Origin of the sequence: Enterobacter sp. Ap-1006 (genome assembly GCF_011752835.1) — a bacterium.
Taxonomy (GTDB): domain Bacteria; phylum Pseudomonadota; class Gammaproteobacteria; order Enterobacterales; family Enterobacteriaceae; genus Cedecea.
Genome location: NZ_VWWU01000001.1, coordinates 301691 through 318318, shown reverse-complemented (window position 1 = coordinate 318318; position 16628 = coordinate 301691). Strand labels below are relative to the sequence as shown.

Genomic DNA, 16628 nt, shown 5'->3' with positions numbered 1-16628 from the left:
GCGATTTAGCCGGAACCGTGCCTCGCTGTATTTCCTGGCCTGACTTAACCTGCAGAATGGCTTCCGGTTTTTTACCCTCACCCTAACCCTCTCCCTGGAAAGGAGAGGGAATAGATTGTGTTTTGTTCTGACCTGGTATTTTCTCCCTCGCCCCCCTGGGGAGAGGGCCGGGGTGAGGGGTGTCCTCAACTGGAAACCCCCGCCAAATTTCCTTATCATTGGCGCTTCCCCTCTGAGCCACGCGAGTGACCCGTGCACGAAATTTTTACTATGCTGCTGGCGGTGTTCGATCGCGCGGCGCTGATGCTTATTTGCCTTTTCTTCCTGATTCGAATTCGTCTGTTCCGCGAATTGCTGCACAAAAGCGCCCATACGCCTAAAGAGCTGCTGGCGGTCACCGCTATTTTCTCAATGTTTGCGTTGTTCAGTACCTGGTCAGGCGTGCCGGTTGAAGGCTCGCTGGTCAACGTGCGTATTATCGCGGTGATGTCCGGTGGGATCCTGTTTGGCCCCTGGGTGGGGATTATTACCGGGCTTATCGCCGGGACACACCGCTACCTGATTGATATCGGCGGCATCACCGCTATCCCCTGCTTTATCACCAGCATCCTGGCCGGGATAATGTCCGGCTGGATCAACCGCAAAGTGCCGAAAGAGAAGCACTGGCGGGTCGGTATCATCGGCGGCATGATCTGTGAAACGATGACCATGATTCTGGTGGTGCTCTGGGCGCCAAGCACCGCGCTCGGCCTTGATATCGTGTCCAAAATCGGCGTGCCGATGATCCTCGGCTCGGTGTCAATCGGCTTTATTATCCTGCTGGTGCAAAGCGTCGAGGGCGAGAAAGAGGCCAGCGCCGCCCGACAGGCCAAGCTGGCGCTGGATATCGCCAACAAAACGCTGCCACTGTTTCGCAAGGTTAACAGCGAGTCGCTACGCCAGGTTTGCCAGATTATTCGCCACGATATCGATGCGGATGCGGTGGCCATTACCGATACCGAAAAAGTGCTGGCCTACGTCGGGCTGGGGGAAAATAACTATCACGAGAACGACCAGGCTTTCAGCCCGCGCACCCGTCAGGCACTGAAAGAGGGGCGCATCATCATTCGCAACGATGACGAAGCCTGGCGAACGCCGGAAATTCACTCCTTAATCATCATCCCGCTGTGGGAAAAAGGCGTGGTGACCGGCACCCTGAAAATCTATTACCGCCATGCCCACCAGATCACCTCCACGCTGCAGGAAATGGCGGTTGGCCTGTCGCAGATTATTTCTACCCAGCTTGAGGTTTCCCGCGCGGAGCAGCTGCGCGAAATGGCCAACAAAGCCGAACTCCGGGCGCTGCAAAGCAAGATAAACCCGCATTTCCTGTTCAATGCGCTGAATGCGATATCCTCCTCAATCCGTATGAACCCGGACACTGCCCGCCAGCTTATCGTCAACCTGTCACGCTACCTGCGCTATAACATCGAGCTGAACGACGACGAGCAGATTGATATCCGCAAGGAGCTGTATCAAATCAAGGATTACATTGCCATTGAGCAGGCGCGCTTTGGCGACAAGCTGACGGTGATTTATAACATTGATGAAGAGGTCAACTGCCGCATTCCCAGCCTGCTTATCCAGCCTCTGGTGGAAAATGCCATTGTGCATGGCATTCAGCCCTGTAAAGGTAAGGGTGTGGTGACGATAAGCATTGAAGAGAGCGGCAACCGGGTGCGCATTGCCGTGCGCGATACCGGCCACGGGATCGATCCTAAAGTGGTCGAGCGCGTGGAGAATAACGAAATGCCGGGGAATAAAATTGGGCTGCTGAACGTGCATCACCGAGTGCAGTTGCTCTACGGCGAAGGGCTGATCATCCGCCGCCTGGAGCCGGGGACCGAAATCGCCTTTTACGTGCCGCGCTATGTCCCCACCGCCGCGCCGCGCCCACTGGAAGGGAGAGAAGCATGAAGGTCATTATCGTAGAGGATGAGTTTCTGGCGCAGCAGGAGCTGAGCTGGCTCATCAAAAACCACAGCGAAATGGAGATTGTCGCCTCTTTCGACGATGGTATGGATGTGCTGAAGTATTTGCAGCACCATGAAGTGGACGCCATTTTCCTCGACATCAATATTCCGTCGCTGGACGGCGTGCTGCTGGCGCAGAACATCAGCAAATTTGCCCACAGGCCATTCATCGTGTTTATTACCGCCTGGAAAGAGCATGCGGTGGAAGCTTTTGAGCTGGAAGCGTTTGACTACATTCTGAAGCCGTATCAGGAGTCACGCATTATTGGCATGCTGCAAAAACTCGAGGCGGCTTATCAGCAGCAAACCTCTCAGCCTGCCGCCAGCCATGAAAACCGCGACGCCACGACGATTAACCTGATCAAAGACGAGCGAATTATCGTTACCGACATCAACGATATTTACTACGCGGAAGCTCACGAGAAGATGACCTTCGTCTATACGCGCCGTGAGTCTTACGTCATGCCGATGAACATCACCGAATTCTGCAGCCGCCTGCCGGAGAGCCATTTCTTCCGCTGCCACCGCTCTTATGTGGTGAACCTGAGCAAAATCCGTGAAATAGAGCCGTGGTTTAACAATACCTATATTCTGCGCCTGCGAGATCTCGATTTTCAGGTGCCGGTGAGCCGCAGTAAGGTGAAAGAGTTCCGGCAGCTGATGCGCCTGTAGAGAAGGGAAACTGGCGGGCGCAATCGCAGTGCGCCCGCGCGGTATTACAGGACGTGGCCCAGCGTCTGACGCAGGTGTGCCCCGGCGCCCAGCAGCCCAGGCTGATCGTGCACGATGAGATAAACGGGAATATCCTTCACGAACGCTTTGAAGCGGCCTTTGTCTTCAAACCCGCCGCGGAAGCCCGAAGCCTTAAAGAACTCCAGGAAGCGCGGCACGATACCGCCGGCGATATACACGCCGCCAAACGTACTCATGTTCAGCGCCAGGTTGCCGCCGAAACGCCCCAGGATCACGCAGAACAGCGACAGCGCGCGGCGACAGTCGGTGCAGGTATCGTCCACGGCTTTCTCGGTGATGTCCTTCGGCTGGTAGTTTTCCGGCTCACGGCCATCGGCCTTAACGATGGCGCGGTAGAGATTCAGCAGACCTGGCCCGGAGAGAATGCGCTCGTTGGAGACGTGCCCAAGTTCATTGCGCAGCTGCTCCAGGATAATGCCCTCTTCTTCGCTGTTCGCCGCGAAATCTGAGTGGCCGCCCTCGCCCGGCAGGCTGATCCAGCGTTTGTCGACGTGCACCAGGTGAGAAACGCCCAGTCCGGTGCCCGCACCGTACACCACCACCGGTTTGCCAGCCACAGGCTCGCCACCGCCGAACTGAATCAGATGCTCTTTTTTCAGCGCCGGGATGGCCATGGAAACGCCGGTAAAGTCGTTGATAATTTCCAGATGATCGAAGCCCAGGTTTTGCTTCATTTCGGCGGTGGAAAACGCCCAGGTGTGGTTGGTCATTTCCACCCAGTCCCCGTTTATCGGGCAGGCAATCGCCACGCAACCTGACTGCACGCTGATATTATGTTCTTTGAGGTAGTGCTGAATCACCGCTTCCAGGCTTGGAAAATCAAGGCCGGAGTAAGTCTTTGCCTGTGAAATATCACCCGTGTTCAAATCGCATAGCGCCAGACGTGCATTGGTGCCGCCGACATCTCCCACCAAAGCATATTTTGTCATTCTCAAACAGCTCCGCTAAAGTCAGAATAAGTTCTGGCAACACTGTAAAATTAGCCAGCCGAAACAACAACGACCATCATCCAGGTGCGGCGCGATTGTTGAACCAGGTCACATTCTGGCTTTACCGTTTCAGCTCTATTTGCAATGCGGCTTAAGACTTTCCGTTTTTGCGCCGTGCGACTTCCTATTGTAAGGATTGACTATGCTCCATCCGCGAGCCAGAACAATGCTGGTACTTTCCATTCCGGCTCTGATTATCGGCGTCTTATCCAGCCTGGTATTAATTGTCGTTATGAAGGTTGCCGCTGCGCTGCAGGAATATCTGTGGGCCACACTGCCAGCGGCGCACGGGTACGATCCCCAGTCCCCGTTTTGGATACTGCTTATTTTGACCCTGACCGGCGTCGCGGTTGGGCTCGTTATCCGCTATTTACCTGGCCACGGTGGGCCCGATCCCGCGACCGAACCGCTTATCGGGGCGCCCGTGCCAACGATGGCTATTCCTGGCCTGGTGATGGCGCTGGTGATTGGCCTTGCCGGCGGCGTGAGCCTGGGGCCGGAGCACCCGATTATGGCGGTGAATATTGCGCTCGCGGTGGCGCTTGGCGCCCGCGTTTTGCCGAAGGTCAGCCCGCTTGACTGGACTATTCTCGCCGCTGCGGGCACCGTCGGCGCTTTATTCGGCACGCCGGTGGCCGCGGCGCTGATCTTTTCGCAAACCCTGGGCGGAAATAATGAAGTCCCGCTGTGGGACAGACTGTTCGCGCCATTGATGGCCGCATCCGCCGGGGCGCTCACCACCAGCATTTTCTTTCAGCCGCACTTTGCACTGCCTGTTGCCAGCTATCCCGAAATGCACATTGAAGACCTGTTCAGCGGGGCGGTTGTCGCGGCTATCGCCATTGCGATGGGCATGGTGGGCGTCTGGTGTCTGCCAAGGCTGCACCGCCTGATGCACCAGCTCAAACATCCGGTGCTTATACTCGGTGCAGGCGGTTTTTTGCTAGGCCTGCTGGGGGTAATCGGCGGTGAGGTGACAATGTTTAAAGGCCTGGATGAAATGCGGCAGCTGGCTATAGCCGACTTCTCGGTGTCGTCGCTGCTGCTGTTTGCCGTGGTGAAGCTGGCCGCGTTGATTATTGCGGCCGCCAGCGGTTTTCGGGGCGGGCGTATTTTCCCGGCAGTGTTTGTGGGCGTGGCGTTAGGCATGATGCTGCACCAGCACGTTGAGGCGGTCCCTGCCGCGATTACCCTCTCCTGCGCCGTCCTTGGCATGGTGCTGGTGGTCACGCGCGACGGTTGGCTGAGCCTGTTTATGGCGATGGCCGTGGTACCGGACGTCAAACTCCTGCCCTTGCTGTGCATCGTGATGTTACCCGCCTGGCTCCTGCTGGCGGGTAAACCGCTGATGATGGCCGGGCGGCCAAACCGCTAATTAATGTTCCATTTCCGAGTTGCGTTTACCCAGCGAGGTGGTGACGGCTCTGAGCAGCTCGGGAATGTCCTGCTTAGGCAGCACCACTTCCACCAGCGCCAGCCTCTCCGGGCTGGCCAGTTTTTCCAGCACGGCAGCAAGCTGTGATGTTTCGGTGACGCGCCAGCATTCGGCCAGGCTATCCACGTTCATTGCCTGCGGCAGGCGGGTCCAGTCCCACGCGGCGATATCGTTGTAGCGCTGTTCAGGGCCATGGATCGCGCGCTCAACCGTGTAGCCATCGTTATTCAGCACCATGACCACCGGCTTCTGGCCGTCACGCTGCATGCTACCCAGTTCCTGAATAGTCAGTTGGGCGGAGCCGTCGCCTATCAGCAGAAGCACACGCCTGTTCGGCCATGCGGTTTGCGCGCCAAATGCCGCAGGCAGCGTAAAACCAATCGATCCCCACAGCGGCTGGACGATAAAGGTCACACCTGCGGGCAGCGTTAAGGCCGCGGCACCAAAGGCCGCCGTGCCCTGGTCGGCCAGAATGATATCGCCGGGCTGTAAGGCGTCCTGCAGGGTTTGCCAGAAAGCGTGCTGGTCCAGTCGGTCGGTGTCGCAAACGGGAAGCTGCGGTGGCCTTTGCGTGGCCTCCGGCCAGGACGCAGCCTGTTGAGCACACATCGGCTGCAAAATGGCGATGGCCTGCGCCATCGAGATCCCGCTAAACCAGCGCTCGCCTACCCGCACCGCCTCCGGCTGAACCTCAATTGTCTGCTGCTGACTTAGCTTCTGGCTGAAACCGGCGGTGATGGTATCGGTAAACTTCACGCCCACGCAGATAACCAGCTCCGCGCTCTCAATCCCCTGCTTCACCTGCGGCGGGCTGGCCGCCCCGCTGTAGGTACCCAGAAAACCAGGCTGGCTTTCATCAAACAACCCTTTCCCCATCAGCAGCGAAGCGTGGGGGATGGGCGTGCTCACCATCCACTGCTGGAGCGTTTTTTGCTGCCCATAACGCAGGGCTAGAAAATCGGCCAGCAGCGCTACGCTTCGACTTTCGGCAATTTTTGCCTGCGCACAATGACGAAACGCTTCCAGCGTTGCCGGTTCAGCCACCGTTTCAGGAGCCATTAGTCGTTTTGAAGGCCGCGTTGCTGGCGCCTCCGCCACATCACTCGGCAATAACAGGTAACCGGGGCGCTGCTGCTTGAGCGCTTCAAGAATTACGCGATCAATTTCGCTGCAGGCATTGGCGGGGGTGAGCGAAGCCTGTGCCACGGAAACTTCTTCGGCAATACGCAGGAAATGGCGGAAATCCCCGTCGCCTAATGTGTGATGAAGCAGTTCACCGCGCTGCTGGGCGCGGCTATTCGGCGCGCCAACAATATGAATGACAGGAAGATGTTCGGCATAGCTGCCCGCTACGCCATTCAGCGCGCTCAGTTCGCCCACGCCAAACGTGGTCAGCAGCGCCGCCGCGCCTTTGCAGCGGGCATACCCGTCGGCGGCGTAGGCTGCGTTCAGTTCGTTGGCGCAGCCCACCCAGGCAAGCCTCGGATGCGCAATCACGTGATCCAGGAAAACAAGGTTGTAGTCACCGGGGACGCCGAAGAGGTGCTCGATCCCGCCTTCGTTGAGCCGGTCAACAAGATAGTCTGCCACACTGTAGCGCATAGGATTTTCCTTCTATGAGGGCTTGCTGTGAGTATTAAGTAACCGGGATCGGTGTCGAGAATATATCCGATTTAAGGGATGGCACGTGGAATTTACAGTGAAATACGGCGTATTCTGGGCTGTGAAAACGTATACACTGATTTCTCTGTTACCTGTAAGGATGACAATAATGAACTGGCAGCCCAACCCTGAACGCTATTCGTCTATGGAGTACCGTCGCTGCGGCCGCAGCGGCCTGAAACTGCCCGCCATCTCTCTTGGCCTTTGGCACAATTTTGGCGATGAAACGCTGCTGGAAACCAGCCGCCAGCTGCTGAGAAAGGCTTTCGATCTGGGCATTACCCATTTTGACCTTGCCAATAATTACGGGCCACCGCCTGGGTCAGCGGAAGCCAACTTTGGGCGCATTTTGCGGGAAGATTTTCAGGCCTGGCGCGACGAGCTGATTATCTCCACTAAAGCGGGTTACACCATGTGGGACGGGCCTTACGGCGACTGGGGTTCACGCAAATATCTGATTTCAAGTCTCGACCAGAGTCTGAAGCGCACGGGGCTGGAGTATGTCGATATCTTTTATCATCACCGCCCGGATCCTGACACGCCGCTGGAAGAGACCATGCGCGCCCTCGACCATGTGGTGCGCCAGGGCAAAGCGCTGTATGTCGGGATCTCAAACTACCCGGCCGATCGGGCGGAGAAAGCCATTGATATCCTGAACGATCTCGGTACGCCTTGCCTGATCCACCAGCCGCGTTATTCCCTGTTTGAGCGCTGGGTTGAAGGTAGCCTGCTGGATCTGCTGCAGGAAAAAGGCGTAGGCAGCATCGCTTTTTCCCCGCTTGCCGGGGGCCAGCTAACCGACCGCTATCTGAGCGGCATCCCTGCGGATTCACGCGCTGCCAGCGGCAGCCGTTTCCTGAACCCCGATCAGATTACGGCAGAGAAGCTGGCAAAAGTACGGCAGCTCAACGCACTGGCGGAGAAACGCGGGCAAAAGCTGTCGCAGATGGCGCTGGCCTGGGTACTCCGCGATGAAAAAGTGACTTCGGTGCTTATTGGCGCGAGTAAAACCAGCCAGATAGAGGACGCCGTGGGCATGCTAAGCCAGCGCCATTTCAGCGAACAGGAACGAGCAGAAATCGAGGCGATCTTAGTGTAAACGTTTAACTTTCCCTCCGGGTTCACGCCAGGACTTGTGCAAAAAGTGCGATGGCCGATGATTTAGGAATTGTGTAATTCATCAGCCCGGTTGTCGGTTTGTAAGATTGTGTTAACAAGCCGCAACACGGCTCTGAGAACCAGGGAGAGAAAGTATGTTCAGGTCACTAATGCTTGCCCTTGCCTTACTGGCCGCGGCGCCGATGGTCGCAAACGCGGGTGAAATCACCCTGCTGCCGTCGGTGAAATTACAGATTGGCGATCAAGATTATCGCGGTAATTACTGGGACGGCGGCAGATGGCGCGACCGTGATTATTGGCACCGCAATTATGAATGGCGCGATCGCGGCTGGCATCGCCACCGTGGCTGGGATCGAGGCTGGGACCGCGGACGAAATAGCTATGAACGCGGCTATCGCGAAGGCTGGAACGACCGCGACGACCATCGCGGCAGAGGTCACGGACACCGTCATTAAATAAAAAAGGGCTGGATAATCCAGCCCTTCTCACTTTCTTTGGCAAGATTAGTTGCCAAACAGCGTACTAAAAATCAACCACAGGTTGAGCGCCACCACCACCGCGACTATCGCCCAGCCAACCAGCTTAACCCAGCGCACGTTAACCAAATCACCCATCAGCTTTTTATCGCTGGTAAACACCAGCAGCGGCACCAGCGCCAGCGCAATCCCGAAGCTCAACAGCACCTGGCTCATGACCAGAATACGCGTTGGGTCGAGCCCCATCATGATGACCACGAAGGACGGCGCCATGGTAATCGCCCGGCGAACCCACAGCGGAATATAAAAACGTACAAACCCCTGCATCACCACCTGCCCGGCAAGCGTGCCCACCACCGTGGATGACAAACCGGCCGCCACCAGGCTAAGCCCGAAAATCGTGGCTGCGGCATGGCTCAACAGCGGTTCCAGCGTTTTATAGGCATCTTCCAGCTCGGCAACGCCGGTATGACCGGTGAAGTGAAACGCCGCTGCGGCGGTGGCCATCATCGCCAGGTTGACGAAGCCGGCAATCGTCATCGCTATCGCCACGTCCCATTTAGTGGCGGAATAGCGTTCTGACCGGTTGCCCGCATGCAGGTGCTGAGTCAGAGAAGAGTGCAGGTAAATCACGTGCGGCATGATTGTCGCGCCCAGAACGCCAGCGGCAAGGTAGACCGCCTCGGACGTCGGCAGACTTGGGATCAGCATCCCTTTGCCCAGCTCAGCTACCTTCGGCTGGGAAAAAATAAGCTCAACGATGTAGGCCGCCGCCACAAACAGCAGCAGCCCGCCGATAACTTTTTCCAGCGGCTTTTGCCCACGGCTTTGCAGCATCAGAATCAGGAAAGTGGCTATCCCGGTGAGCACCGCTCCCTGGAGCAAAGAGACGCCCAGAATCAGCTTGAAGCCAATGGCCGCCCCGATAAACTCCGCGAGGTCCGTCGCCATGGCGATAATTTCCGCCTGAACCCAGTAAATCCACACCAGCGGGCGCGGGTAATGATCGCGGATTTGCTCGGCGAGGTTCTTGCCGGTGGCGATCCCCAGCTTGGCTGAGAGTACCTGAATCAGCGCCGCCATCAGGTTTGCCCACACCACCACCCACAGCAGTTGATAGCCATAACTCGCCCCGGCCTGGATATTGGTCGCGAAGTTACCGGGGTCGATGTAGCCGATAGCGGCGATAAACGCTGGCCCCATCAACGCCAGCCGCAGCTTACGCGCGGTGCGTCCGGTATTGCTGTCAATGCGACTGCTTGTCATCTTCTGCCTCTGAGATATAGCCTTTGCTATGTTTTATGCTATCAAAATGAGAATGGTTATCAAGTTCATTTAGTGCGGGGAAATTGATTTCTCTGATAGCTGAAAACGATGTGCAGGAGGCGTGAGATAGTGAATCTGGATGCCGGTTAACGGATTAACATTTGGCCAACGTGTAAACTGCCGATGAGCCATCTTAACGTAACTTTTAGCTTCTTTACTTAACATAGCAGAAATGTATGGTGGATCACTATTTTTGCGTTCCGTCACAGCTCATCACTATAGTGTGGAATTGATCTCGTTTTCTTATTGCTTGTTACATAGAATGTGCAACGAAATTAAACCTGCCTCATATTTGGAGCAAATATGTCCCGCGTTTTGCACTTTGTTTTAGCGCTTGCTGTGGTCGCGCTGCTGGCTTTGCTGGTTAGCCCTAACCGCAAGCAAATTCGTATTCGCTTTGTCATTCAGCTGTTGGTGATCGAAGTGTTACTGGCCTGGTTCTTCCTGACCTCCGACGTCGGCCTGGGCTTCGTAAAAGGTTTCTCCGAAATGTTCGAGAAACTGCTCGGTTTCGCTAACGAAGGGACAAACTTTGTCTTCGGCAAAATGAACGATGAAGGCCTGGCTTTCTTCTTCCTGAAGGTGCTGTGCCCTATCGTGTTCATTTCTGCGCTGATCGGTATTCTGCAGCACATTCGCATTCTGCCTATTGTTATCCGCGCTATCGGTACCGTGCTTTCTAAAGTCAACGGTATGGGTAAGCTGGAATCCTTTAACGCCGTAAGCTCGCTGATTCTGGGACAGTCAGAAAACTTCATCGCCTATAAGGATATTCTCGGCAAGATGTCGCGCAACCGCATGTACACCATGGCGGCGACCGCTATGTCTACCGTGTCCATGTCAATCGTAGGTGCGTACATGACGATGCTGCAGCCAAAATACGTGGTTGCCGCACTGGTGCTGAACATGTTCAGTACCTTTATCGTGTTGTCGCTGATCAATCCGTACCGCGTGGATGAGAAAGAAGAAAATCTGCAGATGACTAACCTGCATGAAGGTCAAAGCTTCTTCGAAATGCTCGGCGAGTACATTCTGGCAGGTTTCAAAGTGGCGATTATCGTTGCCGCCATGCTGATCGGCTTCATCGCCCTGATTTCTGGCCTGAATGCGCTGTTCGCTGCCGTGCTGGGTATCTCCTTCCAGGGCATTCTGGGCTATATCTTCTACCCGGTTGCCTGGGTGATGGGCGTGCCGTCCGCAGAAGCGCTGCAGGTCGGCAGTATCATGGCGACTAAACTGGTGTCTAACGAATTCGTTGCGATGATGGATCTGCAGAAGATTGCCGGCAGCCTGTCACCACGCGCCGAAGGCATCCTGTCCGTGTTCCTGGTCTCCTTCGCTAACTTCTCTTCTATCGGTATTATCGCCGGGGCCATTAAAGGCCTGAACGAAGAGCAAGGCAACGTGGTTTCCCGCTTCGGCCTGAAGCTGGTTTACGGCTCTACGCTGGTGAGTATCCTGTCGGCATCTATCGCCGCGCTGGTTATCTAATTTTTGCGTATTAAAAAGCCGGTGCTGGTCACCGGCTTTTTTTATGCCTGCGATTCAGCCTCGCCGCCCCAACACACTCTGTTTCTCCCCTGCTGTTTCGCCCTATACAGGCGAATATCCGCCTGACTCTGGATGTCTTCCAGGTCACCGTCTGGGGCTTCTTCATGGGAAGCCACACCCAGCGAGGCCGTCACCAGCAGTTCAGACTCGTCCTCCAGCCTGAGCGGCGTGTTCACCAGCATTTTGCGCACCCGCTGCGCCACGGCAATCGCCGCATGCAGATCGGTATCAGGCAGGTAGATACAAAACTCTTCGCCGCCGATACGCCCGACAATGTCCTGGGTGCGGATCGCCTGCTGGATGCAGCGCGTGGCGTGAATAAGCACCCGGTCGCCAACCTGATGCCCGAAGCGGTCATTCACTTTTTTGAAATGATCGAGATCCAGCTGAATCAGGGAGTAATCCACGTACTGCGGGCTGATACGCCCGGTAGTTTCAAAGAAGCCACGGCGATTTAGAACGCCGGTCAGATCATCGTGCAGCGCATGCCTGTGCATTTCCTGCTGCAAATGGCCCATGTTGCGAATCAGCCGGCAAATCATGCGGTGTGAACCAAACAGAATGAGAATCACCGTCAGCCACATCACTACCAGCAGCACGCTAAAACGCCCAAAGTCCTCGTGTAGCCCCTGCCGGATGGTCTGGACGCTGACAAGGATTGCCCCCGTCCCCGTGACATGGCCGAAAGTGGCATAAGCATAGCCAAAACGTAAGGTGCCCCGGGATTCATCGACCAACTTTTCAAGAATTGCCTGTCGCTGCTTCTCGCTGAGGCGATAGCCATTCTGCGAGCCAACGGGGCGAGTCAGCGGGTTCATCTGCTCATCAAAAAGCAGATAGGCGCTTTGCGTGTCCTCTGGCAAAGCGCTGGAGAGAAACAGCCGAAGCGTTTCGGTGGTGACCGCGATACCAAACAGCCCAATCCACCGATCGTCAAAGTCCACCGGAAGAGAGCCATTAATCAGCGTTTTGCCGGTATCTGCGATATTTTGCCGGGTCCAGAACGGATCGCGGCGCGGGTTCAACAGCGGAGAACCAAGCACAAACGATCCCTGCATCGCCAGCGGGTTAGCACTTTCGATAAGCAGTTTGTTCACATCAGGGGAGAGCGACGCAATAAATGCCCCGGAGCGCGACATGTAGTAAATGCTGGACGAGAGACGGTTGCTCCCGCCTGCCAGCGGAAAGAGATCCTGAATGTCGCGCAGGGCCTGATATTCCCGCTGCGTAAGTTTTTCCCTTTCCTCTTTCGGCTTGTTTTTAAAAGGCTGAACGCTGTCGGGGATCGGCAGGCTTTGGATATGCAGCGGCGACAGCATCTCTTTATTGCTGGCCCGGGAAGCCAGCTGCGAGATCGGCGTGAACTGCGGCTCATTCAGCGTTTCAATGAACATGCGGCGGAGATAACGCAGGTTATCCATCTGATATTCAGATTTGCTTTCAAGCCTGGCGATCACGCTTTCGAGGTGGCTAAGTTGGCTGGTGCGATAGCCGTGATTGAACAGCTCCCCCTGCTGCCAGAAAAGAAAGGTGATCAGCAAAAAGAGCGACAGAAAGCACACATGGGTGATGCGCAGTGTTTTTACCATCGGCAGACGAATATGGCTAATCAGCGACGTGCTCACGGTGATTCCTTTTTAGGGTGCAAAGGAGAGCGTCAGTGCTTAAGCTGCTGCAAAGGCTCGGGTCTCCCCACCAGATACCCCTGCAGGTATTGGACGCCAAGCTGCAGCAGGATGTCGCGCTGCTCTTCCGTTTCGACATACTCTGCGACGACGCTGAGCTCTCTGGCCGCCGCCAGTTCGCAAATGGACTTCACGATAAGCTTATCCATCACATCGCCGGTGATATCGCGGACAAAGCAACCATCTATCTTAATGATATCCGCCTGCAGCTTCTTCAGGCGCTCATAGTTAGCGTAGCCTGTTCCAAAGTCATCAATAGCAATCTTAAAACCTTTCTCACGCAGCAGGGCAATATTTTGGTTAGAGGTTTCTGAGTTTGAAAATGCCTGCTCTTCCGTCACTTCAATGACGACCGCGCTGGTCGGCACCTTGTAAACGTCAAACAGGGCAATAATCTGCTGGGCAATCTCTTTTTGCATTAGCGTGAGCGGCATCAGATTGACCGAAAAGCGCGTCTGCTGCACGTTGCCAGGGTGCTTTGCAAGCCAGGTCAGCAGCATCTTCATCACCATCATGTCAAAACGGGTGCTGAGGTTAAATTCGGCAACAATCGGAATAAATTTATCCGGGGTGATGTGTTGCCCATCAATCACCAGGCGGCTGAGGATTTCGTGATAGCCCTTCCCTTCGCAGTCGACAATGGGCTGCGCGTAGAGCTGAAAGGCTTCTTCGTCTATTGCCTGCTTAATCTTTTGCAGCAGCAGCACCCGCTCGGTTGTTTGCCCGGAGACTGCCTGCAGCCTGGCATCAAGGCCAAGTACGCGCTGCGTGTCGCTGGCTTTTTCAGCCAGATAGCTTAATTGCCCAAGCATGCGCTGCAGCTCTTTCGGTGAATCCACAATGCCCCAGGAGGCCCCATATTCAATTTCAAGGGTAACATTGTGCCAGGGGATTTTCTTATTATTCAGGTGTTCAACAAAATAGGTAAGCCGGGCTTCTGTTTCGCCTTCCCGTAAAAACAGAAGCAGCTCACTGCCCGGCAGCTGAAATATTTTTTCCCCTTCCAGCAGCCAGGGTTGTAATTCTCTGGCAATGGTTTTCTTGCAGTAAACACGCATCATCATGCCGTAATGTCGGCTAAGAAACTCAAAGTTCGCCATTCTCAGGCAGCAAAGTGCACCGGTTGGCCAGGTCTGAATATGTTCTTCAAGCGCGCGTAAATTTGGTAATTGCGTTAATGGATCGGTCTGCGCCTGGAGATGATAAACACGCTTCATCCATTCATTTTTATGGTATGAAGTGGCCATATACAACAGACACACGGTAAAGGAGATAAAGACTGACAGAATAAAGGAAAGAGCATATTGCGTATTTACGCCCTGCAAAAAACCCGTGTTGTAAGTCAATAATACCCATGCCGAAATCCCCCACAACAGAGAAACAGGCCTCGCTCCAAGGCGACGGATCCCCAGGGTAAGCAGCACAAAGACCAGCGGAACCAGATAGCCGGCAATCAGTTCGCTATGCCACGGCGAACACATCAGCAGCAAATACACCATCCAGACAACCAGCCAAATCGGCGTATAGAAACGGTTTTTATCCTGCCTGTAGTGCCGGACACAGCGCCGCCAGAAACCGACCGCAAAATGCGGGTTCAACAGCATACGCAGCGGGTAATAGAAAAGCGTTGTAAAGATGAGCGAGGCCACGACAAGGTTCAGCACATCAACAATCATGTAGATAACGGAACCGCCACCAAAGAATGGCGCCAGTTCAGGTGGGTACTCAATCAGATTGCCTGTGAGGTACATCAGCAGTTTGATGGTAAACGGGGCGACAAAACCAAGCCAAAAAATACGCTGCCCCATGCCTCTATTGGGCAACCCAAAACGCCAGCGATGGCCCACGTAGCGGCGGGTAATTAAACTGGCAATCAATAAGGGGAATAGCAGACAGAAAATAAAAGCAACCAGCGGCACAACGGCTAAATCAAGCAGCCAGCTGTAAATAACCAGCGACCCTAGCGTGAGCGGAATAATCGCAGACCGGCCATAAATAATAATCATTGCCATTATAAAGCTGAGGGGCAGATAGGCGAGGTAGGTTTTATGTCCATCAACAACGGTTGTCGGTGAAATATAACGAGAAAAGGGAATGAGAAGTAAACACAGCGCCAGGGCAACCGCTATTTTTTTTATCATCTTGTAAATAATCATAGGCCCTGGTGTTAATTTTATGTGATTGCTTAAAAAGGGTTTTTCGCTGGCAAGGTTACGTTTATTTATTGAGCGAATCAAGTTTCAGGCCTGCACAAAAGCAGAACTTACCCTACAGCAGAAATAATAGAACAAGCGGACATAAGTTGAGGTTTTTTTACCGAGGGTAGCCAAAAGCAGGTGTGCTGGAGTCTGAAAAGCAAAAACCCCCGCCGAAGCGAGGGTTCAAATTTTGGTGGAGCTAAGCGGGATCGAACCGCTGACCTCTTGCATGCCATGCAAGCGCTCTCCCAGCTGAGCTATAGCCCCACTGACAGGTGCTGATTTTACGGTACCAAATCTGCTGGTGAAGATTTGGTGGAGCTAAGCGGGATCGAACCGCTGACCTCTTGCATGCCATGCAAGCGCTCTCCCAGCTGAGCTATAGCCCCAAACCGTAAAGACCTTGTCGTGTTGACGGGCGGCATAATATGAAACCCCACATAGCGTGTCAACGGCAATTTGTTCTTCCGCGATCAATCGCCTAAAAAGCCATCGCCTTCGGCAATTCTCGGTTGCATATCATCCCGTTGTAGTTAATTCTGTCACAGTTTCGCGTTAGTCAGTTCAATAAAATGAACCACTAATAAAGCCGTTTCGGCCGCAATGAAAAGGAATCACTGTGCTCAAGGAAAGAATGACACCAGAAGAACTGGCCGTGATCACCGGCTACAGCCGCCAGACCATCAATAAGTGGGTGCGTAAAGAAAATTGGGAGACCTCACCTAAACCCGGCGTTCAGGGAGGAAAAGCGAGGCTTATCCATATAGATGAGCAGGTCAGGGAATTTATCAATAGCACCCGACGAGTGACGGAAAATACAGCCCGCTACAGCACAACGGACGCCTCCCTGGAAAATCTACTGCTCAACTCAGTTCAGCAAATGTCCGACAGCGAACAGAAAAAGATGTCTGCCATGCTGCTGCGGGACGGGATTGCCGGTTTACTTGCGCGGTTGGGGATCAGCGATAGCGAATAATTGCCCGGCTATTGTCTGTCGGCGTCAGGAAAAATAAAGGATTACTGATGTTCAAGGAAAAAATGACCGCCGATGAACTGGCGGAGATGACGGGTTACACCCGCCAGACAATTAATAAATGGGTACTGAAACATAACTGGGAAACCAGTAAGAAACGAGGCGTACCGGGTGGTAAAGCAAGATTTGTTTATATCTCCGAGCCGGTGAAAACGTTTCTCTCCAACACCAGCAAAATGAGTGAGAGAGTGGCATCTTATAGCGTCCTTCGAACGCCGCTGGAACAGCTGATGCTCAACACCCTGCGTACCTTATCCGAAGAAGAACAGCATAAAATGACCGAGATCCTTGAGAGTGAAGGCAGCGAAGGTCTGCTCAAGCGACTCGGAATTCAAAAGAATAAGTAAATAAAAAAGCCGGTGACTGAGCACCGGCTTTTTGCATCTACA

General features: G+C 54.5%; 13 protein-coding genes and 2 tRNA genes. 8 read left to right on the top strand and 7 right to left on the bottom strand.

Going from position 1 to position 16628, the window contains the following annotated elements; genetic code table 11:
• The first annotated feature begins 252 nt into the window (after positions 1-252).
• Together F3J28_RS01470 and F3J28_RS01465 are read left to right on the top strand one after the other, a co-directional pair.
• A complete protein-coding gene (locus F3J28_RS01470) occupies positions 253-1956 on the top strand; it encodes a LytS/YhcK type 5TM receptor domain-containing protein (RefSeq protein WP_166872031.1) in 1704 nt (567 codons plus the stop codon).
• Entirely contained in the window at positions 1953-2684 is a 732-nt protein-coding gene (locus F3J28_RS01465; RefSeq protein ID WP_039305288.1) for a LytR/AlgR family response regulator transcription factor, read from the top strand. Before F3J28_RS01470 ends, F3J28_RS01465 begins: the two co-directional genes overlap by 4 nt.
• A gap of 44 nt (positions 2685-2728) precedes the next feature.
• On the opposite strand, the gene glk is transcribed toward F3J28_RS01465, so the two are convergent.
• A complete protein-coding gene (glk, locus tag F3J28_RS01460) occupies positions 2729-3694 on the bottom strand; it encodes a glucokinase (protein WP_008459625.1) in 966 nt (321 codons plus the stop codon).
• A gap of 202 nt (positions 3695-3896) precedes the next feature.
• Between glk and F3J28_RS01455 the strand changes: the two genes are divergently transcribed.
• Entirely contained in the window at positions 3897-5129 is a 1233-nt protein-coding gene (locus F3J28_RS01455) for an ion channel protein (RefSeq protein WP_166872028.1), read from the top strand.
• On the opposite strand, the gene F3J28_RS01450 is transcribed toward F3J28_RS01455, so the two are convergent.
• Entirely contained in the window at positions 5130-6791 is a 1662-nt protein-coding gene (locus tag F3J28_RS01450) for an alpha-keto acid decarboxylase family protein (protein ID WP_166872026.1), read from the bottom strand.
• 169 nt (positions 6792-6960) lie between these two features.
• Here F3J28_RS01450 and mgrA point away from each other — a divergent pair, with 169 nt between their 5' ends.
• Positions 6961-7950, top strand: coding sequence for an L-glyceraldehyde 3-phosphate reductase (mgrA, locus tag F3J28_RS01445; RefSeq protein ID WP_166872023.1), 990 nt, complete (start codon positions 6961-6963; stop codon positions 7948-7950).
• 154 nt (positions 7951-8104) lie between these two features.
• On the top strand, positions 8105-8425 hold the full coding sequence (locus F3J28_RS01440) for a DUF2502 domain-containing protein (protein ID WP_008459618.1): 321 nt from the start codon (positions 8105-8107) through the stop codon (positions 8423-8425).
• A 48-nt stretch (positions 8426-8473) separates the two neighbouring features.
• On the opposite strand, the gene F3J28_RS01435 is transcribed toward F3J28_RS01440, so the two are convergent.
• Entirely contained in the window at positions 8474-9730 is a 1257-nt protein-coding gene (locus F3J28_RS01435; protein ID WP_353620572.1) for an Nramp family divalent metal transporter, read from the bottom strand.
• A gap of 345 nt (positions 9731-10075) precedes the next feature.
• Here F3J28_RS01435 and F3J28_RS01430 point away from each other — a divergent pair, with 345 nt between their 5' ends.
• Positions 10076-11263 (top strand): NupC/NupG family nucleoside CNT transporter, encoded by a 1188-nt coding sequence (locus F3J28_RS01430; protein ID WP_008459614.1) that lies wholly within the window; start codon positions 10076-10078, stop codon positions 11261-11263.
• Positions 11264-11304: 41 nt separating this feature from the next.
• Here F3J28_RS01430 and F3J28_RS01425 read toward each other — a convergent pair whose 3' ends face one another.
• The 4 genes from F3J28_RS01425 to F3J28_RS01410 form a co-directional block, all read right to left on the bottom strand.
• Positions 11305-12948: a diguanylate cyclase gene (locus tag F3J28_RS01425; RefSeq protein ID WP_166872017.1), complete on the bottom strand. Its 1644-nt coding sequence runs from the start codon at positions 12946-12948 to the stop codon at positions 11305-11307.
• Positions 12949-12980: 32 nt separating this feature from the next.
• On the bottom strand, positions 12981-15149 hold the full coding sequence (locus tag F3J28_RS01420; protein WP_502706862.1) for an EAL domain-containing protein: 2169 nt from the start codon (positions 15147-15149) through the stop codon (positions 12981-12983).
• A gap of 248 nt (positions 15150-15397) precedes the next feature.
• Positions 15398-15473: transfer RNA gene (locus tag F3J28_RS01415), tRNA-Ala, on the bottom strand.
• Positions 15474-15519: 46 nt separating this feature from the next.
• Positions 15520-15595, bottom strand: a tRNA-Ala gene (locus tag F3J28_RS01410).
• 230 nt (positions 15596-15825) lie between these two features.
• On the opposite strand from F3J28_RS01410, the gene F3J28_RS01405 reads away from it, so the two are divergent.
• Complete coding sequence (locus F3J28_RS01405) at positions 15826-16182, top strand: YfeC-like transcriptional regulator (RefSeq protein WP_166872011.1); 357 nt, start codon at positions 15826-15828, stop codon at positions 16180-16182.
• 47 nt (positions 16183-16229) lie between these two features.
• A complete protein-coding gene (locus F3J28_RS01400; RefSeq protein WP_008459606.1) occupies positions 16230-16586 on the top strand; it encodes a YfeC-like transcriptional regulator in 357 nt (118 codons plus the stop codon).
• Positions 16587-16628 lie beyond the last annotated feature (42 nt).

Excerpts from the sequence above, each read along its gene's own strand:
- F3J28_RS01465 (WP_039305288.1), top strand. The coding sequence starts at position 1,953 with ATGAAGGTCATTATCGTAGAGGATGAGTTTCTGGCGCAGCAGGAGCTG.
- glk (WP_008459625.1), bottom strand. The coding sequence starts at position 3,694 with ATGACAAAATATGCTTTGGTGGGAGATGTCGGCGGCACCAATGCACGT.
- F3J28_RS01455 (WP_166872028.1), top strand. The coding sequence starts at position 3,897 with ATGCTCCATCCGCGAGCCAGAACAATGCTGGTACTTTCCATTCCGGCT.
- F3J28_RS01450 (WP_166872026.1), bottom strand. The coding sequence starts at position 6,791 with ATGCGCTACAGTGTGGCAGACTATCTTGTTGACCGGCTCAACGAAGGC.
- mgrA (WP_166872023.1), top strand. The coding sequence starts at position 6,961 with ATGAACTGGCAGCCCAACCCTGAACGCTATTCGTCTATGGAGTACCGT.
- F3J28_RS01440 (WP_008459618.1), top strand. The coding sequence starts at position 8,105 with ATGTTCAGGTCACTAATGCTTGCCCTTGCCTTACTGGCCGCGGCGCCG.
- F3J28_RS01430 (WP_008459614.1), top strand. The coding sequence starts at position 10,076 with ATGTCCCGCGTTTTGCACTTTGTTTTAGCGCTTGCTGTGGTCGCGCTG.
- F3J28_RS01420 (WP_502706862.1), bottom strand. The coding sequence starts at position 15,149 with ATGATAAAAAAAATAGCGGTTGCCCTGGCGCTGTGTTTACTTCTCATT.
- F3J28_RS01400 (WP_008459606.1), top strand. The coding sequence starts at position 16,230 with ATGTTCAAGGAAAAAATGACCGCCGATGAACTGGCGGAGATGACGGGT.